General features: G+C 42.7%; 22 protein-coding genes. 9 read left to right on the forward strand and 13 right to left on the reverse strand.

Translation table 11 applies throughout. The features are described 5' to 3' along the window. Window positions 1-11: 11 nt before the first annotated feature. On the reverse strand, window positions 12-1013 hold the full coding sequence (locus tag ACFQZS_RS06000; protein ID WP_377098268.1) for a fatty acid desaturase: 1002 nt from the start codon (window positions 1011-1013) through the stop codon (window positions 12-14). A gap of 161 nt (window positions 1014-1174) precedes the next feature. Between ACFQZS_RS06000 and ACFQZS_RS06005 the strand changes: the two genes are divergently transcribed. Continuing rightward, window positions 1175-1588: an EamA family transporter gene (locus tag ACFQZS_RS06005; protein WP_377098270.1), complete on the forward strand. Its 414-nt coding sequence runs from the start codon at window positions 1175-1177 to the stop codon at window positions 1586-1588. Window positions 1589-1643: 55 nt separating this feature from the next. Beyond that, on the forward strand, window positions 1644-2804 hold the full coding sequence (locus tag ACFQZS_RS06010) for an MFS transporter (protein WP_377098272.1): 1161 nt from the start codon (window positions 1644-1646) through the stop codon (window positions 2802-2804). 1 nt (window position 2805) lies between these two features. Here the strand turns inward: ACFQZS_RS06010 and ACFQZS_RS06015 are convergent, their stop codons facing one another. Next, window positions 2806-4458, reverse strand: coding sequence for an ArnT family glycosyltransferase (locus ACFQZS_RS06015; RefSeq protein ID WP_377098274.1), 1653 nt, complete (start codon window positions 4456-4458; stop codon window positions 2806-2808). 310 nt (window positions 4459-4768) lie between these two features. On the opposite strand from ACFQZS_RS06015, the gene ACFQZS_RS06020 reads away from it, so the two are divergent. The 4 genes from ACFQZS_RS06020 to ACFQZS_RS06035 all read left to right on the forward strand — a co-directional run bounded on the left by ACFQZS_RS06020 (window position 4769) and on the right by ACFQZS_RS06035 (window position 8280). Next, window positions 4769-5296 carry a DUF2911 domain-containing protein gene (locus tag ACFQZS_RS06020; protein ID WP_377098276.1) on the forward strand — a complete coding sequence of 176 codons (528 nt, stop codon included), beginning with the start codon at window positions 4769-4771 and terminating at the stop codon, window positions 5294-5296. 87 nt (window positions 5297-5383) lie between these two features. After that, window positions 5384-6472, forward strand: coding sequence for a DUF3810 domain-containing protein (locus ACFQZS_RS06025; protein ID WP_377098278.1), 1089 nt, complete (start codon window positions 5384-5386; stop codon window positions 6470-6472). 157 nt (window positions 6473-6629) lie between these two features. Next, a complete protein-coding gene (locus ACFQZS_RS06030; protein WP_377098279.1) occupies window positions 6630-6971 on the forward strand; it encodes a carboxypeptidase-like regulatory domain-containing protein in 342 nt (113 codons plus the stop codon). 292 nt (window positions 6972-7263) lie between these two features. After that, complete coding sequence (locus ACFQZS_RS06035; protein WP_377098281.1) at window positions 7264-8280, forward strand: carboxypeptidase-like regulatory domain-containing protein; 1017 nt, start codon at window positions 7264-7266, stop codon at window positions 8278-8280. A 354-nt stretch (window positions 8281-8634) separates the two neighbouring features. Here ACFQZS_RS06035 and ACFQZS_RS06040 read toward each other — a convergent pair whose 3' ends face one another. The 4 genes from ACFQZS_RS06040 to rsmI all read right to left on the reverse strand — a co-directional run bounded on the left by ACFQZS_RS06040 (window position 8635) and on the right by rsmI (window position 12418). Continuing rightward, window positions 8635-9147: a hypothetical protein gene (locus tag ACFQZS_RS06040; protein ID WP_377098283.1), complete on the reverse strand. Its 513-nt coding sequence runs from the start codon at window positions 9145-9147 to the stop codon at window positions 8635-8637. 396 nt (window positions 9148-9543) lie between these two features. Further along, window positions 9544-11178 (reverse strand): apolipoprotein N-acyltransferase, encoded by a 1635-nt coding sequence (gene lnt / locus ACFQZS_RS06045; protein WP_377098285.1) that lies wholly within the window; start codon window positions 11176-11178, stop codon window positions 9544-9546. Continuing rightward, complete coding sequence (locus ACFQZS_RS06050) at window positions 11175-11711, reverse strand: DUF1572 family protein (protein WP_377098287.1); 537 nt, start codon at window positions 11709-11711, stop codon at window positions 11175-11177. Before ACFQZS_RS06050 ends, lnt begins: the two co-directional genes overlap by 4 nt. A 5-nt stretch (window positions 11712-11716) precedes the next feature. Next, window positions 11717-12418 carry a 16S rRNA (cytidine(1402)-2'-O)-methyltransferase gene (rsmI, locus tag ACFQZS_RS06055; RefSeq protein ID WP_377098289.1) on the reverse strand — a complete coding sequence of 234 codons (702 nt, stop codon included), beginning with the start codon at window positions 12416-12418 and terminating at the stop codon, window positions 11717-11719. Between the two features lie 104 nt (window positions 12419-12522). On the opposite strand from rsmI, the gene serS reads away from it, so the two are divergent. After that, a complete protein-coding gene (serS, locus tag ACFQZS_RS06060; RefSeq protein ID WP_377098291.1) occupies window positions 12523-13794 on the forward strand; it encodes a serine--tRNA ligase in 1272 nt (423 codons plus the stop codon). An 81-nt stretch (window positions 13795-13875) separates the two neighbouring features. Here serS and ACFQZS_RS06065 read toward each other — a convergent pair whose 3' ends face one another. The 5 genes from ACFQZS_RS06065 to ACFQZS_RS06085 form a co-directional block, all read right to left on the reverse strand. Then, complete coding sequence (locus ACFQZS_RS06065) at window positions 13876-14529, reverse strand: DUF4919 domain-containing protein (protein WP_377098293.1); 654 nt, start codon at window positions 14527-14529, stop codon at window positions 13876-13878. A 149-nt stretch (window positions 14530-14678) separates the two neighbouring features. Then, the gene (locus ACFQZS_RS06070) at window positions 14679-15215 is read right to left on the reverse strand and encodes an RNA polymerase sigma factor (protein ID WP_377098294.1); all 537 of its coding nucleotides are present in this window, start codon (window positions 15213-15215) and stop codon (window positions 14679-14681) included. A 238-nt stretch (window positions 15216-15453) separates the two neighbouring features. Further along, window positions 15454-16473 (reverse strand): UDP-N-acetylmuramate dehydrogenase, encoded by a 1020-nt coding sequence (gene murB / locus ACFQZS_RS06075; RefSeq protein ID WP_377098296.1) that lies wholly within the window; start codon window positions 16471-16473, stop codon window positions 15454-15456. 123 nt (window positions 16474-16596) lie between these two features. Then, window positions 16597-18045, reverse strand: a complete 1449-nt coding sequence (locus ACFQZS_RS06080) for a family 43 glycosylhydrolase (RefSeq protein ID WP_377098298.1) — start codon at window positions 18043-18045, stop codon at window positions 16597-16599. A gap of 34 nt (window positions 18046-18079) precedes the next feature. Continuing rightward, the gene (locus tag ACFQZS_RS06085; RefSeq protein ID WP_377098300.1) at window positions 18080-18874 is read right to left on the reverse strand and encodes a hypothetical protein; all 795 of its coding nucleotides are present in this window, start codon (window positions 18872-18874) and stop codon (window positions 18080-18082) included. A 245-nt stretch (window positions 18875-19119) separates the two neighbouring features. On the opposite strand from ACFQZS_RS06085, the gene ACFQZS_RS06090 reads away from it, so the two are divergent. After that, window positions 19120-20988 carry an acyltransferase family protein gene (locus ACFQZS_RS06090; RefSeq protein WP_377098302.1) on the forward strand — a complete coding sequence of 623 codons (1869 nt, stop codon included), beginning with the start codon at window positions 19120-19122 and terminating at the stop codon, window positions 20986-20988. Window positions 20989-21061: 73 nt separating this feature from the next. Here ACFQZS_RS06090 and ACFQZS_RS06095 read toward each other — a convergent pair whose 3' ends face one another. Both ACFQZS_RS06095 and ACFQZS_RS06100 read right to left on the reverse strand, forming a co-directional pair. Further along, the gene (locus tag ACFQZS_RS06095) at window positions 21062-22519 is read right to left on the reverse strand and encodes a family 43 glycosylhydrolase (protein ID WP_377098304.1); all 1458 of its coding nucleotides are present in this window, start codon (window positions 22517-22519) and stop codon (window positions 21062-21064) included. A gap of 50 nt (window positions 22520-22569) precedes the next feature. Then, window positions 22570-23430 carry a hypothetical protein gene (locus ACFQZS_RS06100; protein WP_377098306.1) on the reverse strand — a complete coding sequence of 287 codons (861 nt, stop codon included), beginning with the start codon at window positions 23428-23430 and terminating at the stop codon, window positions 22570-22572. 246 nt (window positions 23431-23676) lie between these two features. On the opposite strand from ACFQZS_RS06100, the gene ACFQZS_RS06105 reads away from it, so the two are divergent. Continuing rightward, window positions 23677-24249 (forward strand): dihydrofolate reductase family protein, encoded by a 573-nt coding sequence (locus ACFQZS_RS06105; protein ID WP_377098308.1) that lies wholly within the window; start codon window positions 23677-23679, stop codon window positions 24247-24249. Window positions 24250-24294 lie beyond the last annotated feature (45 nt).

Consider the following 24294-nt stretch of genomic DNA (forward strand, 5'->3'; position numbering starts at 1 on the left):
ATGGTCTTAATTTAGTTGATCTGCATTTCAACATCAGGTTTTGACACGTCTGTTAAAGCAACTTTACCTCGCTCTTTGCGTAATATGCGGTTAAACAACGATATCTCTTTATCAAAAAGAAAGCGGAAGAACAGCATGGTCCATGATTTATGATAGAACAAAGTATCATAATACGCCGGTGCTGTTTTCTTTATCTCTGGCAGCTTATTCCAGGGGATAGAAGGAAAATCATGGTGCTCATTGTGAAAACCCACGTTAAATGCTACGGTGTTAAGGCCGCCATAATAGCTGTAAGTTTCCTGCTCAACACTATGGGTTAAGTAATGCTCCTGTATCCAGCGTGCACCCAACGGATGTAAACCTACCGAGAAGGAAAAGCTTAAAAGCAGGAATGCCAATGAATGCCAACCCATAAAGTAATATATGGCAGCAGTAAAGGCTACCTGTACCAACAAGTTAGTTACTATCCATATATCAAAAGTTTGTATTTCGCGTAAGCGCGAAAGGCGGAATACCTGAAATAACGGGTAAAAAAGCAACCAAAGCGCTTTGCCTAAAAACGAGTTGTTTATTAGTTTAGCCTCCCATTTGTTGGGTAGATCAGCATCCAGCTCATGCACGCCTTGAAAAGAGTGATGTTTTATATGATAACGCTCAAATGATATGGAACTTGGGAAAATTTGCGGCGTATTAGCCAAAATACCGGCCCAGCGATTGGCCGATTTATTTTTAAATATCAACTGATGGGCACATTCATGTATCATTACAAACAAAGCATGATCAGCAAAGGCACCTAAAAAATAAGCTGCCCCAAACACCAACCACCACGACTGGTCACGAAGAAACCATGCTAAAACTACCTGGAAAGAAACTAAGCCAATTATAGCCCAGATTGTATTGGGGTTTTTGCCTATCAGGTTTCTTAAGCCAGGAAATTCCTTTAAAATTTGTTTGGTGCGTTTACGGTGCGGTTCAGAAACTTCTGAGTAAATAAAATCAGTTTTTTTAGCCATTATATCAGTAGAATAGTCAATCAGTAAAGTTTGCCAATGATTATACAAACTCAATTTCTCAAAAATAATTATAAAATTTTACATAAAAGTTATAAAAATTTAATTTGTGATAAGTGAAGTATTTTAATCTATCTTGCTTATAAATAGTTGTTATATAACTTATGTGGTGGATATATGCCTTACTATCGGCGCTTTTTGCGGCCCTGACCGCGCTGTTCGCGAAGGTCGGAATCAAGGGAATAGACTCAGATCTGGCTACGGCTATTCGTACCGTAGTTATTGTAGTTTTGGCTTGGGTTGTAGTTGCCTTTAAAGGAACAGGCGATACAATTGCTACGCTAAGTCGCCAAAATTGGATATTTCTTATTCTGTCCGGCATTACAACAGGATTATCGTGGTTATGCTATTTTAAAGCCCTGCAATTAGGAAAGGTTTCTCAGGTGGCTCCGGTTGATAAATTGAGCGTTGCCCTGGCTATTGTATTATCTGCATTGTTTTTAGGCGAACCTATTACTTTAAAAACGGGCATTGCCACAGCGCTTATTGTTAGCGGTACATTAGTTCTGATATTTTAGTTTTTGGAGCGTTTAAAAAATAATTTCAGCTTATTCCAATAACTTTGCAGCAATTGTGCTAAAAAGATCAACCGAACACCGAACCCCGCAGCAATTACGCCGGGCAAATGCAGTTTTCTTTTTCCTGTCGGGAATTGGGTATGCCACCTGGGCATCGCGCATCCCTTATATTCAGAAGCAACTCAACTTAAACGAAGCTGAATTGGGCGGCATTTTATTTGCCATGCCCATTGGCCTGATGGTAACTGTACCCATAACCGGCCACTTGCTAAGCAAATACAGCAGCCGCGCAGTTATGTTGATTGGTGGAGTTCTGTTTGCTGTGGATCTGGGCTTGCTTGGGTTTTGCACTACGGTATGGCAATTGGTGCCCGTGTTGTTCCTTTTGGGCGCGTCGCGTAATTTATTTAATATTTCCACCAACGCGCAGGCGGTAGCGGTACAGTCGTTATATGACCGTTCTATAATGGCTAACTTTCATGGTATATGGAGCCTGGCCGGTTTTGCGGGAGCGGCCCTGGGCTATTTTGCAGTACACTATGGCCTAAGCACATCATACCATTTGCTGGCGGTAAGTATTTTACTTATTGCGTGTTCGTTCTGGTTTATCTCCGGTACCATTTACCAGCCACCCATACCTCAGCCCAAACGGAAACTGTTTACACTACCCGAAAAATCGTTGATCACATTTGCCCTTATTTGTTTTTGCTGCATGGCCTGCGAAAACGCCATGTACGATTGGAGCGGTGTATATTTTGAGAAGGTTATTCATGTATCAAAAGGCAACGCTACCGAGGGCTTTGTTGTTTATATGATTGCTATGGCCGTGGGCCGCTTTATTGGCGACGCGATAGTTAACCGCTTTGGCATTAAAAATATGCTTCGCGGCAGTGGCTTGTTTGTGTTTGTTGGTTTAATGTTGTCTGTTTTATTCCCTAACCAGTTAACTGCAGCGTTGGGTTTTGTTATGGTAGGGTTTGGCGTATCGTGCATAGTACCTATGATATTTCAATTGGCCGGGCGTTCAAAAACTATGAGCAGCGGTACTGCGCTGGCATCTATATCGTCAGTTGGTTATCTGGGTTTTTTGTTGGTTCCGCCATTTGTAGGTTTTGTAGCGGAAGCCATAAATCTGCGCGTCTCGTTTGGTTTGATCTCTTTGCTGGGTTTAATGATAGTGTTACTGGTTTACCGTATTGATGAGGAACACCAATAAGCTATTTGCTGATCAGGTAAACCTTATCCAACACCGTATTCCGTTTTGCCTTACTGATAAAGCCTGGCAATATACGCTCCTGCGGATAATTGGTAAATGATGCAAGTATGGTAAACGGAACGCTTTGCTGCTGCAGATAGTCAACGGATTGCTGGTTGGCATAGCAGATAATATTTGGAGATACCCGCCCCTTTAATTTATCTAATGGAAGGTAGCCTACCGGCTTGTCGCACTCAAATTGAAAAACATTGTTTTGCTGTTTCAATGAGTAAACGCTGTAGTTATTAAACTTTGGTTGTTGTATAAATTTTGCCGCTGCTATTTGTCCATTATACGCAGTTAATAGCGGATATAGGTTAGTTACCATATAAAAGTTGGCAAACAATGCCGCCGCTACAGCAATAAAGAAAACCTTTTTTACGCCTTCTGTTTTTACCCTGTTGTTGATGAACGATATCAACCCGAAATAAGCAACGCAGGCTATGGCAAAGAACAGGTAGTTATCAGGCTGTAAAAAGTAATTGATAAAAAACACGCCCAGCGTAAACAGCGCTATATACAGCCACCATGATACTACCCTGATGCGGCTTCCCCAGGTATTTAACCTATCAAAACAGTAAGGCGCGGTAATTAAGGCAAATAGCGGGAACATAATGTTGGTATAAAAAGGCAATTGAAATCGCGATAGCGAAAAGAGTATCAATAAAAGCACGCCGCCGCTCAAGGTATAATATTCCACTTGTTTTTCACCTTTCACTATCCCGCGTACGCGTTGGTACAGGGCATAGTAAAACATGAGGCACCAAGGCGCAAATGCCCAAAGCAGGGTATGGATGTAGAAAAACACATCCCCAGATTTTTGCTGACTGATGGGCCCGCTATTAACAAAGCGGCCAAACTGGCTATCCCACAAAAACCATTTGATGCCCGATACACCCTGCCTGCCAAAAACTAACTTTTCCGGATGCAGATCAAACTGGACATATAAGGCATATATTTCAGGCACGGTAAACAAAACGGTAAGCAAAAACAAGCCTATCCATTTTAAAGAAAATATACTGAAAAACTTTTTTTGAAACAGGAGTTGCCCCAGCAAACTGCCGTAAATAACCACCAGCACAAATACGCCTTTGGTCATTACCGCGCAAGCGGTTAGCAAAGCGGCAAGCACTAGGTCTTTGTAATTAAATCTATCGTTAATGCAGGTTATATGGTAGATCGCGCCGGTTATCAGGCCCATTAAGTAGGGTTCGGCACGCACATCGGTATTGCTCATTATAACATACTGCGATGTAAGCACTATCAGTACAGCAATAAAGGCGATCTCCTCGGTATAGAATTTTTTGCCCAGTAAATATGTATACCAAAGGCTCATTGAAAAAAACAGCAGCCCCGGCAGGCGATAGGCCCAGGCGCTTATACCAAACAGCTTAAAGCTTACGGCGGCCATCCAAAAGGGAAAATGTGGTTTATCCAGCCAATCCTGTCCATAACTGTATAACGATAACCAATCATGCTTGTAAAGCATGTTTTTGGCAATGGAGGCGTACAGGCCAGGGTCGTCAGTAAAAAAAGCATGATTAATGCCGCTAAGGTTAACGGCAAGGGCAAGCAGTATAAACAGCAGGTAAAACAGCTTTTCCTGTTTTTTCATGCTTCAAATTAAGGTATAATAATGGTTTGTTGCTACGGGCAGGTTAAAATAAAGCAGAAACAAAAAACCCCTGCCTCACGGCAAGGGCCAACTCACAACAATTGTTTAACCTTAGGGTATGGTTAACCTTACGGTCAATTCCTAACTGCAATGCAAGTCACATATATAAACACAGCACCTTAATATTTAGTTTTTAAAAATTAACATATTTTTTAAAAAATGGCGTTTACTAACTAATCAGTTATATTAGCGCCAACAATTAATAATTTTATATTTGTTTACAATCAATTTTAAGCTTAAAAAACCAACCATGAAAAAAGTATTACAGTTAGTTGCAACTACATGTTTTGCAGTTGCAATATTGCTAACAACATCAACAGCGTTTGCACAGCAACGCACAAGCCCGCGCGACAGCGTAAGCGCGAAAATCGGCGGCGCAAACATCAAGATCAATTATGGCAGCCCTGCTGTAGATAACAGAACTGTATGGGGCGGATTAGTGCCTTACGATAAAATGTGGAGAGCAGGTGCAAACCAGGCCACTACATTTACTACCGATAAAGAAGTTACTATTGAAGGCAAAAAATTACCTGCGGGTAAATACACCCTTTTTGCTACACCTACAGCTAATGAATGGAAAATAACTTTCAACTCTGAGGTTGGCCAATGGGGTATTAAAAGAGACGGTACCGCTAACGAAGATCCTGCAAAGGATGTGTTAGTTGTTTCGGTTAAACCAAAGGCTGCGCCAATGACAGAACGTCTTAAATACGTTACATCAGCAAGCGGTTTCTCACTAGTATGGGAAAAAGTTGAAGTACCGGTATCAGTAAAATAATTGCAACTAATTTGCTTCTAAAAGCGTCCCGATCAATCGGGACGCTTTTTTTGTGCTCAATGCCTGCACAAACCTATATTTGTTGCAATGCGCAAAATCAGCCCACATATTAAACGGTGGATAGCTATAGCGGCCCTTGCTTTAGTTATCTGGCTGCTCAATGTATTTACCAATTACCCCGCTGCGGTTGAGCGCTATTACTCGCAGGGCTTTTATGTGGCGGTTTGTTATGTGCTGCATCCTATATTGAACTTATTCCCGTTTAGTGTGGGCGATGTGCTTTACATAGTCGTTATCATTTACCTCATCTATTTTATTGGCCGCCTTATCTATTTACTGTTTAAAGGCAGGTTTAAGGTTGTTGGCAAAGCGCTGCTCGGTTTGATAATAGGCATACAGGCCGCGTATATTGTGTTCTACTTATTTTGGGGGATGAACTACTACCGCCCCTCTGCTGCAGAGCGGCTTAACCTGCGCGATACATCCTACACTACCGCTCAGTTAGAAACTGTTACCCGTGCAATTATTGACAGCGCTAACGCCACCCGCACTCTTATTAATCACCAGGACACGCTGCAAACAAACACCCAAATTTACAACACCGCCTTATTGGCCATAAAAAAACTATCTGCCGATTCGGCCAACTTTCGCACGTATTATCCGGGGATAAAATCGTCTATGTTAACGCCGTTGGTTAACTACCTGGCTACCTCAGGTTATTACAATCCATTTACGGGCGAAGCACAGATGAATTACCAGATGCCGCTTTATGCCCGCCCCGCAGTGGCTTGCCATGAACTATCCCACCAAACAGGTTTTGGAGCCGAAGACGAAGCCAGCTTTGCCGGCTTTTTAGCGGGTGTAAACTCGCGCGACAGACTGCTGCGCTATTCTGTATACCAAATGGCATTAGGCGAATGTATGTGGGCCATGCGCCATCGCGATACGCTGATCAGTAACGAGCTAAGGTTGCGCATTTCGCCAATTGTGCGCAACGATTTTATAACCGAACGCAAGTACTGGCTGTCTTTCCGCGGTAAAGCGGGTGCGCTTAGCGGCATGTTTTACAACGACTTTTTAAAGGCCAACAATCAGCCCATGGGTATGGATACTTACAACCAGATGGTGCTGTTGCTGGTTAACTGGTATATGATTAAGGATACTCCTCGCAACTAAATGCTTCTGCTATAGATCTTTTTTCGCCAATGTCGCAGCCATAAGCCGGTTAGTCGCGGTTATATACGGCCTGGTATACTTTAATTTTATCATCACCCAAAGCAAGCTATCTTGTAGTGATTAAAAATTGCTACCAATAAACCTAAGCATTAAAACCATGAAAAAAGTACTTACAGTAGCCATTTTGCTCTTGCTGCCCGCCATTTTGTTTGCGCAAGCCGTTAAGGGCCGTGTTACTGATGCCGCAACAGGTAAACCGCTTGAAAACGTGAATGTTTATTTAGAGGGTACTTACCAGGTAACTATAACTAACAGTGAAGGTAACTTTACGCTCAACCCGGGCAAAGACACCAACTCCGCCCTTACGATAAGTTATGTAGGCTATCAATCGCAAAAAATTACTGATTACGCGGGTAAAACTTTAAGTATTGCTTTAAAGCGTAAAGTTATAATGCTAAACGAAGTAACCGTTGTTGATCGGCCAGATGAGGAAGATTAAAGCGACGCGGACTGGCGGCAGTCGATTTTTCTGACGCGCGCAACGTGGGTATGTGGATGGCGCTTTTTTTGGCGGGGATTTGCGCGCTAAACACATGGGCAAGACAAATCAATAATCGCAAGTGTTGGTCTGCAGGTGCAAGTCCGGTGTACAATTAAGGGCTTAACAATCCCACTTAGTTGGGTAGTATTGTTACAATTTTAAAAGTAGAATATTTATTATTATTGTATTACAGCCATTTATCACCTTGAGATCATTTTGCAAAATCCTGTCAGCAACAATACTTCTCTTTTTGCCCGCCCTTTTGTGCGCCCAGCAAATAAGGGGTAGGGTAACTGATGCCGGAACGGGCAAGGCCATTGAGAACGTAAGCGTTTATTTGGATGGCACATCGCAGGGCACTATAACCGACAGTGAAGGCAACTTTGTGTTAAGCAATAATCTGCAAACCAAAGCACTGCTTGTTTTGAGCTATTTAGGTTACCAAACCCTGATGCTTAAGGAATATGCAGGCGACAATTTAAACCTGGCGCTAAAGCCAAAAGCAATTGCATTAGCCGAAGTAACCGTTAGATATGATAAGATAAGCAGGGGCAGGGCAATGCGGATATTTATGAATGAGTTTATTGGCGTTAACGACAATGACTGTGTAATTGCAAATCCGCAGGATATAAATTTCAGGTATGATAAACAGCAGGACCTGCTTACCGCCGATGCTGATAAGCCGTTATTGATAACTAACAAACTGCTGGGGTATAAGATCACCTTCTTTTTGGCAGGCTTTAGTCGCACTCCCTTAAAAACACAATACAAGGGGAACTATTTTTTTACTGAAGATACAGCGGGCCTTAAACCGGCAAAGAAACAAGCCATAATTAAGGCCAGGGATGATGCTTATTTTGGTTCGCGAATGCATTTTATACGTGCGCTGTGGGCCAACCAACTGGACCAAAACTATTTTGCCATGTATAAAACCCCTAAAGACAATATTTATTACGATGTAGAGTACAGGTTGGATGAGATAAGCAGAATTAAGTACAACCACATAGTAAAAACCGAGGATGGGCAAAAATTTATTATGCTGGGGAAAGATGCTAACCCTAATGAAAAAAAGTATTCTGACAGTGAGGTTTATATCACCTACCGCCGGGCAAACCCAGCCTTTATGCTACAGGATAACGCCAATGCAGGCGTTATTATAGACAAAAACGGGTTTTACGACACCGGGCTTGAATGGAAGAAAAATTTAGGAGCCTACCGCGTAAATAAATTGCTGCCATTTGAATTTGTACCGTCATATAGCTATTGATTACCATTTGAACAGAAAACCCATCACGTCCTTGCGAGCGGGAGCGAAGCAATCTCTATGCGATAGGAGGATTATTACGGAAGCACAATTTTTCCGGAACGTTCATATGTCTTTTATCCAAGTAAAAAATATATTTAGATAGCTGAAGCTCACGCCATCTCATACCGGGCAACATACAGGCGGTATTCCATTTGCACGCCGAGCCAGTAGTGGCACTTACGTTTAAAAGGTTTTCCAGCTTTAAAGCAACTTTTGGCAGAAACTTAAATGATTCGTTAAAATTTCTAATGCCTTAGCAGCCTATCTCTTCAATCACTCCCACAAAAATGTGCCGTGTTGAAAACGTGTATTTGTTTAGTCACCATAAGTATTTATGGAAGTGTCAAATCTAAATGCTAGATAATTCTTTTTTTCAATATCAACATAGTGATCTAATGAGTATTCCACGCCATTCTTATCTTTTAAATCATAGACTGTGGAAGGGCCGGACTCATCCGTCCATTTTTTAACGACAGATAAATCTTTCAGTATTTTGTCATTGATATCACAAATCAAAATTCGCGAATCAGAAATTTTAATTTTATACTTTTCCTCTTTTTCAAGAATTGAGTTTTTATCTAAATCAAACTGAGTTTTCTTTCTGTTTTTAAATGAGAATTTTTGATAGGCATTGCCAGTAGTAAGTGTTTTAGTATTAATAACAACATATCCTGAATCCGACACGACAGAAGCTTTATATTCTGACTTAGCCACTACAGGAGTTTTAGCATCAGAATCAGTCAATTGGTTGGTTTTTTCAGACGGATTTTGGCAGCCAAATAGCAAAATGCAAATTATTGCCAGAAAGTTAAAATAGTTATATCTCATTGTGATAAAATTTTGATCACACAAGATATCATTTTTTTAAATTTAATCAATGTGATTTTTACTGCAGAAAATTACACGTCTTACCATTATGAAGTTGAAGATATTTGGAAATATTAGGAACTCCGCTGTACGAAGTTTTTAACTTCGGACGCCTATGCCGGTAGTCTGCGACTACCGAACCTTAGTGTTCTCAAAATTATCCCATTTGGTGGCCCAAACGGGACAAAAACGAGCAGATTTTCAATTCGTTTAAAATCAATTGATTGCTAAAATTTTACAGCCAAACTTACGGACTTAAAAGTTGTCCCAAATCCGAAAGTTCAATTTATAAGTTGTTGATAATCAGAAATAGGGTGTCCCGATAATTTATTGATTTGCATATTTATTTGGAACAGCTTAGTGTACTGCAACAGTCTTTTCCTTTCGCCTAAGCCTCATCTTGATCCCTATAAATATTATCCCCAACACCGCTAAAAAGCTACCTATTTTGGGCAGGTAATCGCCGTGTTTAACATAGAAGGTAAGGTCGCTGTTCAGGTTAATGTCTTGCTTAAGCGCCGCCCTTACCCACCATTTGCTTTGCTGCACGATATCGCCACGCTGGTTAATAAAAGCAGAAATGCCCGTGTTGGCCGAGCGGGCAACCCACCGACGTGTCTCGATAGCGCGCAGTTTGGCATAATCCAGGTGTTGGTCCTTACCCGAAGTGTTTTCCCACCAGCCGTCGTTGGTAATAATGGCAATGAACTGTGCGCCATCGCGCACCGCGCCGGCCACCCATTCGCCCCATATAGATTCGTAACAAATAACCGGAGCCGCGCCAATGCCGCTTTGCGCGTACAATACACCGGCATTCTCCTGCCCAACATAACTACCCACCGCCCCACCAATGTGCTCAAAAACGGGCTTTAAAAATGATAAGGCATTACCAAACGGTAAAGACTCTACGCCCGGTACCAGCTTTGATTTATGATAGAACTGCACCTGCGCCGAGTTTTCGATATTTACAGCGGTATTGTAGTTCTCTATTCTATCACCTGCGCCGGGTTCGGCAATGTCATCGTCGGTACCTCTGAAATACTTTCTTGTTTCGGCACCGGTAATAACGTTACCATTGCGGTATTTGCTTAAAAACTGCAGTACCTGCCGGTAATCAGGATGGGTGCGGATCTGATCTTCATCAATTCCAGGGCTGTCCGGAATAGCGGTTTCCGGCCATATAAAGTACTCGGTGTTTACCTGTCCTACAGAATCAGATAAATGCGTCAGGATTTGGATCTGCTGAGAGGTGTTTATATAGCCATTTTTATAGTAGGGGTCTATATTGGGCTGTACCACAACTATGTTAGATGGATCAGCTTGTTCCTTGTAGTTATTGTATTTGTACAACGAAAAAATAAGCGGCAGTGTCAAAAAAGCTAATAAAAAAGCTGATAGCTTTAATCGCGTTTGTTTTAGCTGTGCCTCAGTAAACCCTATATAAATAAGGAAGATCAGAATATTTATCACCCAGATCCATATTGTACCGCCATATACGCCGGTATATTCATACCACTGCACCCATTGATGCGTTGCAGCAAAGCCATTGCCCAACGTCATCCACGGGAAGGCAAGGTCCCAGCTTTGGTGCAGGTATTCATAGGCAATCCAAAAGCAAACTAAAGCTATGAGGCCCTTACTGCGGTTAGTAGCCAACCTAAAGCGGTAATACAGCCAAAACGCCGAAGCCATTAGCAGGGGCCCAAGCGAGTACGGTATTAATGAGATGGGAACGGCAACCAACTCTCCAACAAACTTTATAGAGTTATATACCCAGTAAATACTGAACGTGTTCCAAACAAAAAAACCCAGGAAGGTCAATTCAAATATCTTGGTCCCTTTTTTTGTTGAGGTTGATTTGATAATGTTCTCCACCGCAATCAACATAGGCACCATCCCGAAGAACAAAAAGAAAGTGGTGTAATGCATGGGCGGCCAGGCCAGCCAAAGCAGTAAACCCGAGAATACGGATAACAGGATGTTTTTCTTCATTTGGTAAATTGATCAGTCGGGTTTTTAAACATCTGCGCATTAAAAGCCTGCGATTGTCCTTTAGGTATAGTTAAAGCTTTCCAGTTGTCAGCACGCATTTTACCAATAAGTACTATCTGGCCAATATGGTAAGGCACATGCGCCAGTTGCCGGTTTATGGCATCAACAACGCTATGCGCTTCGTTGCGGATGTAAATTGTTTTACCCCAGTCGTCATCGGTTAGCGCTTTCAGGGTTGTTAGCATGCATTCCCATCCCTCATTCCATTTCTGCATCAATTCATCACGGGTATTAATAATTTCTTCAAACTCTGCATCGCGGTTGCGCCAGGGTTTTTCGCCATCGCTGGTTAAAAAATCCGTCCACCGCGAAAGCATGTTGCCATGCAGGTGCTGTACAATAATGGCTATGCTGGTGCATTCGTTATTGGCCTGCCAAAACAGGTCGGCATCCTTAAGTTGGCTCATGGTTTTTTCGCCGACACCTTTATAATACTCAAACTGTTTTATGGCACTTTTTAAATAGATCTCCATGGGTATTAATTTTTACCGGCAACACATATAACAAACTCGCCTTTTACAGGGTGTGTTTCATAATACGTTTTAATTTCGGCCACAGTGCCTCTAACGGTCTCTTCAAACATCTTGGTTAGCTCGCGCGATACGGATATTTGTCTGTCGGCACCAAAATAAGTAGCCATTTCATCCAGCGTTTTTAACAAACGGTGCGGCGACTCATAAAGTATTATGGTGCGTTCTTCGTCGGCTAAAAACTTATAGCGGGTTTGTCGACCTTTTTTAAGCGGTAAAAAGCCTTCAAAACAAAATTTATCGGTAGGGAAGCCGGAGTTAACCAATGCGGGTACAAATGCCGTTGCACCGGGTAAGCATTCTACGGCTATGTTAAACTTCAAAGCCTCGCGCACCAGGAAAAAACCCGGATCGGATATAGCAGGTGTACCGGCATCTGATATGAGCGCGATGTTTTGCCCCATCAACAAAAATTTAATGATCTCGTTACTGGATTGATGCTCATTATGCTGATGATGCGCGAAAACTTTCTTCTGGATATCAAAATGCTTTAACAGCGGTGCCGATGTGCGGGTATCCTCAGCCAATATCAGGTCAACTTCTTTTAAAACGCGTATAGCCCTGAAGGTTATATCCTCCAGATTACCTATCGGTGTGGGGACTAAGTAGAGTTTACCGGTTTGGTTCATGGTTTTAAGTCGATAGTCCATGGACGATAGACCATAGTATAGCATGTCTCGAACAACAAGAAAAACTATGGACCATGGACTATCGGCTATCGACTAATTTATATCTTTGCGTAAAAATTATAATAATGCTGCAAGTTAGTTATATCCGCGATAACCGCGAACTGGTTTTAGAACGTTTGGCTGTAAAAAATTTTAAACAGCCCGAACTGGTTGATGAAATTATTCAACTGGACGATACACGCCGCTCAACTCAAACTAAACTTGACAACACTTCGGCCGAGGCCAATGCTGCTGCCAAACAAATTGGCGAATTGATGCGCACAGGCAAAAAGGACGAAGCGGAAAGCATTAAAGCTAAAACCGGCACGTGGAAAGAAGACATAAAACAGTATAACGAGCAGCTTACCGGCGTTGAAGCGGCGCTTTATGAGAAGCTGGTGTTGCTGCCCAACCTGCCACATTCATCTGTGCCAAAGGGTTTAACGCCGGAAGACAATGAAGTGGTTTTAGAGAAAGGCGATAAACCAGCCTTGCCAGACGGCGCTTTGCCGCATTGGGAACTGGCTGCAAAATATAAATTGATAGACTTTGAATTAGGCGTTAAGGTAACGGGCGCGGGTTTCCCGGTTTATACGGGCAAAGGCGCTAAATTGCAACGCGCCCTGATCAATTTTTTTATTGACGAGGCCGAAAAAGCAGGCTACAGCGAAGTTGGCGTGCCTTTAATGGTGAACGAAGCATCAGGCTTTGGTACCAGCCAACTGCCGGATAAGGAAGGGCAGATGTATTTTGTTAATGAGGATAATTTTTACCTTATTCCTACTGCCGAAGTGCCTATTACCAACCTTTACCGAGATGTGATTTTAAAAGGCGAGGATCTGCCGATTAAAAACTGCGGGCATACACCTTGTTTCCGCCGCGAAGCGGGCTCATATGGCGCCCATGTGCGCGGTTTGAACCGTTTGCATCAGTTTGATAAAGTAGAGATCGTACAAGTAGCGCATCCGGATAGTTCATACGAGATTTTGGAGCAAATGAGCGCGCACGTACAGGGTTTATTGCAAAAATTAGGATTGCCTTACCGTGTGCTGCGCCTTTGCGGCGGCGATATGGGCTTTGGCTCTGCCTTAACTTATGATATGGAAACCTGGAGCGCGGCCCAGCAACGCTGGCTGGAAGTATCATCAGTATCTAACTTTGAAACATTCCAAAGCAACCGTTTAAAGCTGCGTTTCCGTAATGCAGAGGGTAAAACACAGTTGGCGCATACGCTTAATGGCAGCGCGTTGGCCTTACCGCGTATAGTGGCTACTTTGTTAGAGAATAATCAAACAGAAAAGGGTATTAAAGTACCCGAGGCTTTGGTGCCGTATACTAAGTTTGGGTGGATAGATTAATAGGCTATAAAAACATCATCGGTCAACCTAAATGCAAATATCAAACGAGCTTAAATGAAATGAAATCCATTTAATCTTGTATTATCTATACTTATAGTTCCAGCAATCTTCAAAATAAATTTTCTTGTCGCCATTGGTCCAAACACTGTATGTTCTGCCGCCGGTGCTTTCTAAAGTTTCTTTACCTCCTTTGAAGCCTAAAATGCCTTTTAAAACCAAATCGTCTTCAATATTGGCTATTTTGATAGCGGTTTCTCTTGTTTTTCCGTCACCTGTTTCTAAAATTACTTCCATTACCATTTTTGTTCGTAACACTAAAAACAAACTGTCCGGCTCATCATTTTTCTCCCGGCAACTGTTTACCGGAAATAATGTTGTTAACTCAACAGGGTTTTTATGCAAAACAAAATATCCAAGCTTTAATACTTTATCGCACTTATTTTTTGACACCGCTTTTCTGAACTCGTTTCCTTCCGGATCATCTAAAAAACCAAGTCCCGTACCCTTTTTATAGATCTGACCATAATATAAATACTTAATTTCTTCACGGGTAATTTTATCCGGCTCCTTATTGATCTTGTTTATCAGATTGGCATAATAGAAAGCGGAGGATGTATTTTCAATTTCTTTACGTACCCCGTCTTCAAATGCAAATGAGTTTTTACCGTCTTGCCCAAAGCAATAGTTAAAAAGCAGTAAGAGTATAGTGGTGAAAGTTGCGTACCTGGTTTTCATTTTGTAAATAATAGGCCACCCGCTGATAAAGGCTGAGATCAAATATAGGCAATTTAGCGTTTTTGACACTCAAAAGCTTAAACCAATAAAAAGCCCCGCTAACTTTATGGGTAGCGGGGCTTTTTTATATATGTTGAGTTTAATATAGCTTACATTTCTGCGTATACAGGTTTTTTAACACCGTTATCATACGCTTTCAGGTTTTTCTTTAATAGCTTACGTGCTACGTGTATGCGGGTTTTAACAGTACCTATAGGTATAGCTAAATGATCGGCAATCTCGTGATACTTGTGGCCTTCAAAATACATAGTGAAGGGAACATAGTAATCAGCAGGTAGCCTGTCTAAAGCTTTTTTAATATCATCCATTACAAATTTGGCTTCACCCTGATTTTTAGTTGAACTGAATACCAGGTTAGGCGATGAAATTTCGTCAGACTTGGTTACAAAAGTGCTCATTTTAACAAAACGGCGATAGTTGTTAATGAAAGTGTTTTTCATGATTGTATACAACCAGCCTTTTAAATTAGTGCCTTCTTTAAACTTATTATAATAAGTAATGGCTTTTAATATAGTGTCTTGCACTAAATCGTTCGCGTCGTCTGCGTCGTGTGTAAAGTGTAAGGCATATGACCTTAATGAACTTGCTTGACGTAATACCAGGGTGTTAAACTCAATTTTTGTCATTTTGCTATGGTTTTGTATAGCTTTTAAGACAAAGTTGATACCACAATGACAATTTGAGTGCTTTTAATAAGGGACGGCTCCGTTTAGCCAACACTGCTTAAGTGATAGTGTATTTTAAACACAATATTGGATATTATACATCTGTAAATCAGATATATAATATACAATATTGTTGAACAAAAAAGCCCTTTTAGGGGCTTGGTCCGTGTAACTATTAATAATAAAAAAAGTTTTTATCTTATTTAATAATATTCACTTCGCGTTGTAGGTTAACGCCAAATTTAGTGTACACACTGTCTATGATTTGCGACGAAAAATTGTACACCTCCTGTCCGGTAGCGCCGCCGTGGTTAACCAACACAAGCGCCTGGTTCTTCCATGTACCGGTATTTCCAACCACTTTTCCTTTCCAACCGCATTGCTCAATCAGCCAGCCTGCAGCCAGTTTAATTAGGTTATCGCCGGCGGGGTAGTGCACTACGTCGGGATGATTTAATAAGATAGGGGCAAACTCAGCAGCGGTAATAACCGGGTTTTTAAAGAAGCTACCCGCATTACCAATGGTAGACGGATCCGGCAGTTTACTTAACCGGATATGCGATACTACCTGTGATACATCCTTTATTGTAGGGTTAATTATACCACGATGCGCCAGCTCCTGCTCAATTGCTCCATATTTTAAATTTAGATTGGGGATAAGCGATACATGGAACTTTACTGACGTGATAATAAATTGCTCTTTCAGCTCATCCTTAAATACGCTTTCGCGATAATCGAATTTGCAGTCGGCTTTACTAAAGGTTTTAAATTTGCCGGAGGCTATTTCAAAGGCTTTGCAACTTTCAAAAACATCCTTCAGTTCTACGCCATAGGCACCAATGTTTTGTATGGGCGATGCACCTACCGAGCCAGGTATTAAGCTTAGGTTCTCCATCCCCGCAAACTCATGCTTTACGCAATAATTTACCAGGTCGTTCCATACTTCGCCGGCCCCTGCTTCAACAAAAACCTCGTTATGGTTAATGCGATGCTCTATACCGCGAATATTAAGTCGGATAACTAATCCGCCAAAATCATTTATCAGCAACATATTGCTGCCGCCGCCCATTACCAGCCGCTCGGTGTGCTGCCATTGCGGGTCCATAAATAACTCAACCAGGTCGTTTTCGTGGTTAATTTCCACAAAAAAGCGGGCGTTAACATCAACGCCAAAGGTGTTAAAGTTTTTAAGGGATACGTTTTCTTGTATTTGCAGCATGTGGGCTAATTTCGGAAATATATTTGGAGAAGGCGAAAGTTGACAAAAAAGAGGCTGTCCTTTTGAGACAGCCTCTTTTAGATATCAGAGAAATCACCAAAAAATCAGTAAAATCAAAACAACTTACTGCGCCTTAAAATTCCATTTAGAATTGTCACTGGTAGGATCAAACTTGCCCAGTGCAGGCGTACCATCGCCGAATGATACGAGCGACATTTTTTCTTTTGAGTTGGGCACCTGTTTAGGCATTATACGATAGGTACCGTCCGTTAACTGATCCAGCATCCATAATTGTTCTGCCGAGCCGGTATATTTTGGTACGGTTATCACTTTTCCGTCTGCTGTTGCTGCCAGTGCCCTATCTGTACCTGCTATAACTATTTTATAGTAGGGGGCACCCAAATACCCACTTGAATCGGGCGCCGGGGAAATGCTCCATTTTTGATGCGGACGAGACATGTATTCAATTAAGCGTGTGGTAATGTCGCCTGTTGGCCATGTGCTTATAACATCGCTTACCTGCAAAAACGGAACGGGTTTTATTGGCGCGTTAGCATTGCCACCACCGCCAAATCCGCCGCCGCCACCTTGCATACTCGGCATATCAACAGCCAGGCCCAATGCATAGCCTCTGCGCTCTGATTGAATTTCGTAAGTTCCGGCTTTCACATTTTGTCCGGCAATAGGCCATCCGTTTTTCCATACTATCGGCAGTATACCTAAAGTGCTTCTACCGCCCATATTCAGGTCTGCTTCCCAGTGGAAAGACATTTTTTCAACTCCTTTTTCAATTATCATGCTTCCAAAGTGGCCCGGACCGATTAAAGCGCCATCGGTTGTGGCAACCATCCGGCCGCCGCCTTGCAACATAGGTCTGCCTACGTTATCTATGTACGGACCAGTTACCGTTTTTGAACGGCCAACTAAAATGTTGTAGGTAGAGTTAGGCCCGGCGCAGCAAGTGGCATGCGTACCCAACAGGTAATACCAGCCATCGCGATACATCAGCGCCGAAGCTTCGCAGGTAATTGCAACGTTAACAGGTTTGTTGCCTGCCACGCGTTTTCCTGTTTTAGGGTCAAGTTCTACCATGCGGATATAACCAAAATAGGTGCCGTAAGTAAGCCAAAGTTTACCCGTTGTAGGGTCAAGCATCATGCCGGGGTCAATGGCATCGTTATCTTCATAACCATCGGATGTAGCTACTATTTGCGGTTCGGTATACTTAAAATCAGGCGATTTAGGATCAAGTGTTTTGTTCCACATGGTGTAAATAATGCCTTTGTAATCGCGGCCACCCCCGGTTGCGCCATAGGCTATCAGGTAGCGGTCGCCAATTTTAAGGGCGTCGGGCGCAGCCCCGCCGCCGGGACGCACAGCGCCGCTGGTCCACTTCCAGCCGTCATCAGACATTATACCGCCTCCTCCTGTGCCAAATGAGTAATATTTGCCGTTATCTTCAACAACCGTTGATGGGTCGTGTATAAATGGTCGTCCTATTTGCGCTTTTATAGTTTGTGTTATCGATGCTAGCATAAAGGCAGTCAAACCGATCAATTTTATTCTTTTCATTATAAATCTATGATGGTATTTAAATGGATTAAGACTATTCGTAGCTGGTGGTGAAGTTTTTTACCGGTGATCCGTTTTCATTTAGAAAGCGAAGGCAGAAATTAGCCATGCCTTGCCCGTTCATAATAGCCACACGAACAACATTCTTGCCCTTTTTAAGCGTTAATGGCGAAGAGGTAGCCAGATCTGCTATCACATCCTTATCTCCCGGTACAATTAGTACTTCATTTCCATTCACCCAAAACATACCCGCCGAATTTGGCCCGGCAGATAAGCGTACGTTTTTAATGTCTTCGTTGCAATTGATAACCGTAACCAACCAGTACAGTACGCCGTTGCGCGTAGTATTGGTTGCATAGCTTAAATGGAATAAATTGAAGTTAAAATCCCTGCTGTCTAAAGCGCGCCATTTCAGGTCCTGGCCGGCAAGCCGTATGGTTTCGCCGTTTGTAGGAATGCTGTTATAATCTGCAGAAAAGTTATTAGCGGCAAGCGTTGTTTTTAAATAGCTTTCTGTCATCAGGCTATTACCCTTATCGTTTTTCTTAACAGGTTCAAGCACCAGCCAGCGTTGAATAAATCCACCGGCGTCTGGAGCCTTTTTTATTGGGGTGGATGGGGTGAAAAACCGGGTTATGGAGTGGGAGGTATCGCCGGCCAGCGGTATGGGTGGCAAGCTTGGTCCGCGTCTGGCGCCAGCTGCGCTGGGACCAGCAGGGCCGCCCGGGCCGCCCGGGCCGGGCCCTTGTGCAAAAGCGTTAATGGCAATTGTTTGCAATCCTAGTAAAACTGCAAACGCCACGGCAGGCAAAAGTAATTTTTTGTTCATGTAAATATGGTTTATAATAATTGTTAATGATTTACGAAATCGATAAAGTAAACTTACAAAAATGGTGTTTAAATAAGTGCAGAGCCATTCACTTATTTGTATATCAGATGGATGTAACGGATTTGTTAAAGACCATTAAGCGTAATTTTATATCCATTAGGTGAGATGCAAAAAATAACCTGCTAAGTGTTAATTTTGCCCGTGCTAAAAGCGATTGTACCTTCCACCATCCGCATTAAATATTAATGAGCCACACCAAGCAACTAAATTTTAGGTATGATATAAATGCCTTAAGAGCAATAGCTGTTATAGGTGTGCTGCTGTTTCATTACAAAGTGCCTTATTTGGATGGTGGTTTTGCCGGGGTCGACGTTTTCTTTGTTATATCCGGCTACCTGATGAGTAAAATAATTATCAACGGCCTGCACCGCGATAATTTTTCCATCTTAGAATTTTACGGCAGGCGATTTAAAAGAATTGTACCCGCACTATTGGGTTTGGTGCTCGGGCTTACAATTGTTGGCTTCTTTATTTATTTCCCGGTTAATTACCAGGTGAATGAGCAGAATGCAGCCGCCAGTATTTTGTTTATCTCCAACCTGGTTTACTGGAAAAGTGCGGGTTATTTTGCAGATGCGTCTGACACCAATATACTTCTCCACACCTGGTCCTTATCTGTAGAGTGGCAGTTTTATATTATTTATCCCATCATTTTACTGCTGGTAAACCAATTTATTAAAAGCAAAGCGCAATACATCTACGCTTTTATAGCGGTTACACTGGCAGGCTACGCGGTAGCAATATGGTATACCACAGTTGATAAAGACGGATCGTTTTTTTTACTACATAGCCGTGCCTGGGAAATGATGTTAGGCGGACTGGCTTTTTTGTGCGAGGACATGGCGCAAAAAATCAAATTACTTATACGGCAGATAATAGCCATTGCAGGTTATCTGGCCATATTTTTGTGTTTCTACTTGTTAAAAAGCAGCATGGATTGGCCGGGCGGCTACACCATTATCCCGGTATTCGCGGCGTTTTTGATTATTGCGGCGAATTGCGGTTTTAAGGCGCTGCGGTTTGGCGTTGTGCAGTTTACCGGTAAAATATCTTATTCCTTGTATTTATGGCATTGGCCGGTATATGTTATTGCACAGTATCTGGGCTTTTCGCTAAACCCAACAACAGTTATTTCGTTAACGGCAATCTCTTTTGTTCTGGGTTATTTATCATTCAAATACATCGAATCATTTAACTATAGCGGTAACAGGCCTATCCTGGTTGGAGCGCTGGTGCTGCTAATAGTTACCGGGTCATTCTCTTATTTCGAGGTAAATAAAATAGCGTTTAAGCACGATGCGCTTATGGTTGCCGGTTATATTAAACGGCACCCGTACGATACAAGAATCGATAGCAGGGGATGCTTTTTAACAACCAAGCATAAAGTTATAGGCGAGTTTAACGAAGCCGCTTGCCTGAGTATAAGCCCGGCAGGTAAGAATTTTTTGTTGATAGGCGATAGTCATTCGGCAGATCTGTCTGAGGCTTTCAGGGCGCGTTTTAAAGATCAGAACATTAATATAATGGTTGCTACGGCAAGCGGATGTTCGCCTTTTATAGATCAGAAAAAAGGAAAGAGACTTTGCAGGGAACTGATGAATTATACCTTTAAAGTATTTGTAGCAAAAAATGCGGATAAAATTGATGGCGTGATCATTAGTGCTAATTGGGTTAACAGGGGTAAGCGCAGTGTGTTGCAAAAAGACCTGGATTCTACGTTAGCTTACCTTAAAACATTCAATATAAACACCATTTTAATAGGCCAAAACGAAATTTACAGTGTTACCTATCCGGTATTAAAGGCCAAGGAACTGCAGTTTAATAAAAAGCTAACCGACGTTTATGTTAACAAAGACTGTTATAATGTAAACAATTTTATGAAGCAAAAATTTAAGCCATATTATATAGAGATCATTAACAAAACTACCTTGCCGGCACTGGGCACTGATTATGGCCCTTACATGTTTGACAAGGATCATTTTACGCCCTACGGAGCAGGTCTGGCTATCACTAAGATATTGGCCAACCCCATAGCTAAACGATTTTTTAATTAACTAAAAAGGCTTCCCGAAAACCGGAAAGCCTTTTCTTAATCAGTGAAATCACCCAAAAACCGGTGAAATCACATTATTGCTGCAGCTTAAAATTCCATTTAGAATTATCGCTATTCATATCAAATTTGTACAATGCCGGTGTGCCGTCGCCTACTGATACCAGCGCAAATTTCTCTGTAGAGTTTGGAATTGCCTTAGGCATTATGCGGTAGGTTCCGTCAGTTAACTGGTCTATGCGCCATAATTGCTCAGGCGCGCCGGTAAACTTAGGTACGCTTATTACGTTCATGTCGGCAGTTGCTGCCAGTGCCCTGTCTGAGCCGGCTACAACTATTTTATAGTACGGACCGCCAAGGTAACCGCTTGAATCAGGTGCAGGACTAATGTTCCATTTTTGGTGCGGACGACCTACATAATCGCTAATTCTAATAGCGATGTCGCCGGTTGGCCAATTTTTGTTGGCGTCAGCTAACTGCTGTACCGCAACAGGTTTTACCGGGCCTGCGGCACCACGGCCACCTCCGCCAAATCCACCGCCACCGCGTGCCATATCTACCGGATCAACTGCCAATTCCAGGCTATAACCTCTCCGTTCTGATTGGATCATGTAATTGCCGGGTTTTATATTTTCGCCTGCCACGGGCCAGCCGTTTTTCCAAACTATGGGTAAAATGCCTAACACACTGGCTCCGCCCTGGTTAAGGTCCGCTTCCCAGTGAAACGACATTTTTTCAACACCTTTCTCTAACACCACGCGCCCAAAGTGACCGGGAGCGATCAGTGTTTCGCTTGTGGTAGCCGCTACTACTTTACCACCACCTTCTAACATGCTGCGGCCTACGTTGTCCATAAACGGACCTGATACGCTTTTTGAGCGGCCCACTACAATGTTATAAGTTGAGTTAGCACCGGCGCAGCAAGTGCCATGGGTACCCAATAGATAGTACCAGCCGTCCTGATAGATCATATCCGCGGCTTCGCAAACTATGGCTACGTTAATAGGTTTATTGCCTGCTACACGTTTTCCTGTTTTAGGGTCAAGCTCTACCTGGCGTATGTAGCCAAAATAAGTACCATAAACCAGGTATAACCTGCCTGTAGTGGGGTCAAGCATCATGCCGGGGTCAATGGCGTCATTTTCTTCATAACCGTCAGATGTGGCAACAATAACCGGCTCGGAATACTTAAAATCCGGCGATTTCGGATCCAGCGTTTTGTTCCACATGGTGTAAATGATGCCTTTGTGGTCGCCGCCGCCTCCGGTTGCGCCATAAGCTATCAGGTAGCGGTCGCCAATTTTAATGGCATCGGGTGCAGCACCACCACCGGGACGAACACCGCCGCCGTACCATTTCCATCCATCGTCTGATATTATGCCACCACCGCCGGTGCCAAAAGTGTAAAATTTGCCTTTGTCTTCAACTATGGTTGATGGGTCGTGAATGCCGGGTCTTCCTACTTGTGCAGTTATTGTTTGCGTTATCGATGCTACTAATAAGAGCGTTAGACCGATGAGTTTATTTTTTTTCATTATAAATTCTGTTTCAGAATGAGTTTTTACCTTAAATGGACTAACAATCTTTATTCGTAGCTAAGGGTGTAATTTTTCACCGGCGCGCCTTTGTCGTCAATAAAACGAGCTACAAAGTTGCACAGACCCTGTCCGTTTATAATTGCCGCGCGAAGCACGTTTTTACCTTTTTTAAGCGTTATAAGCGGAGAAGCTACGTTATCCACAATAATATCCTTATCGCCCGGAATGGTAAGCACCTGGGTGCCATTTAACCAAAACGCGCCGCCGGAATTAACGCCTGCAGCCAATCTTACGTTTTTAATCTCTTCGGTACAGTTAATAACTGTTACCAGCCAAAAGAATACGCCGGCCCGCTGCTTATTTGTAGCGTAGCTAAAATGGTATAAATTAAAGTTAAACGATTTGCTGTCTAAAGCATGCCACGCCAACTCCTGGGTGCCAATTGTTACGGTTGAATTGTTTTTAGGGATCATGTTATAATCCTGCGAAAAATTCTCTGTAGCAAAGCTTGTCTTAAGGTAGGTTTCGGTAATGGCGCTGTTGCCGCGAAGATTTTTCTTGATAGGATCTAATACCAACCAACGCTGAATAAATCCTTTTGCATCAGGTGCCTTTTTAACAGGGGTAGATGGGGTAAAGTGTTTGGTTATACTGTGGGTGGTATCTTCTGCCAACGGAATAGGAGGAAGCCTGCTTCCCCGGCCGCCGAAACCGCCCGGGCCGCCCGGACCACCCGGACCTGCGGGATTGATAGGAACCTGACCACCGGGAGCACCCGCACCCGGACTGCCTGCACCCGGACCACCCTGGCCCGGACCTTGTGCCAAAGCGTTACCGGTGTTCAATTGTAGTGCTAATGCAACTACAAAAGCTATGGCCGGCAAAGAGAATTTGTTTGTTTTGTTCATGATTAATTTTAGTATTGGGTTGTTTTTTTAATTACGCAATCGATTTAGCAAACGTACAAAACCACGCCTAAAAAAAATATTGTGCTTCGGGTTTGTTACGGTGTAATACACTAAAGTAACAAATTTGTTATTTACTAGGGGGCTTAATATGGCGCAGGTAGCCTTTTATTTTGTCGCGTTAGCCCGCTTTAAAAAAGATGCAATGCTTTACTTTTGAAGAATATCAACCAATATAAAAACTAACTAATGAGAAACCTGATTTTCTTTATGCATACCTCGCTTGATGGCTTTGTAGGCGGGCCTAACGGCGAAATGAATTGGATAACTATAAACGACGAGATATTTGATTTAGTTGATACGATGACGCCAAATGCCGACACTGCACTTTACGGCCGGGTGACGTACGAGATGATGCAGGCTTACTGGCCCACTGCCGCCGACAACCCAAATGCTTCCAGGCATACCATAGCGCATGCAGCTTGGTATAGCCAGGTTAATAAAGTTGTTTTGTCAACAACGTTGAGCCAGGAGGGATTGGTTAACACCACAGTTATTGGCGACCATCTTGCTGATAACATTAACGATTTGAAAAACCGTGACGGTAAGGATATTTTGATCTTCGGCAGTCCGCGGGCTTCTCATTCCTTACTCAAAGAGGGATTGGTTGATGAGTTTTGGTTATTTGTAAACCCGGTTTTATTAGGACAGGGAATTCCGCTGTTTAAGGATGTACCCGCAATAACCAAACTCAATTTAATAGAAACTAAAACATTTGCTTGCGGGGTAGTTGCCATGCATTATCAAAAGCAGATTGGCTAATATATTTTGATCTCAGTGTCTGCCTTGCTGACTCTGCGGTAAAAT

Origin of the sequence: Mucilaginibacter calamicampi, assembly GCF_042676765.1 — a bacterium.
Taxonomy (GTDB): Bacteria; Bacteroidota; Bacteroidia; order Sphingobacteriales; family Sphingobacteriaceae; genus Mucilaginibacter; species Mucilaginibacter calamicampi.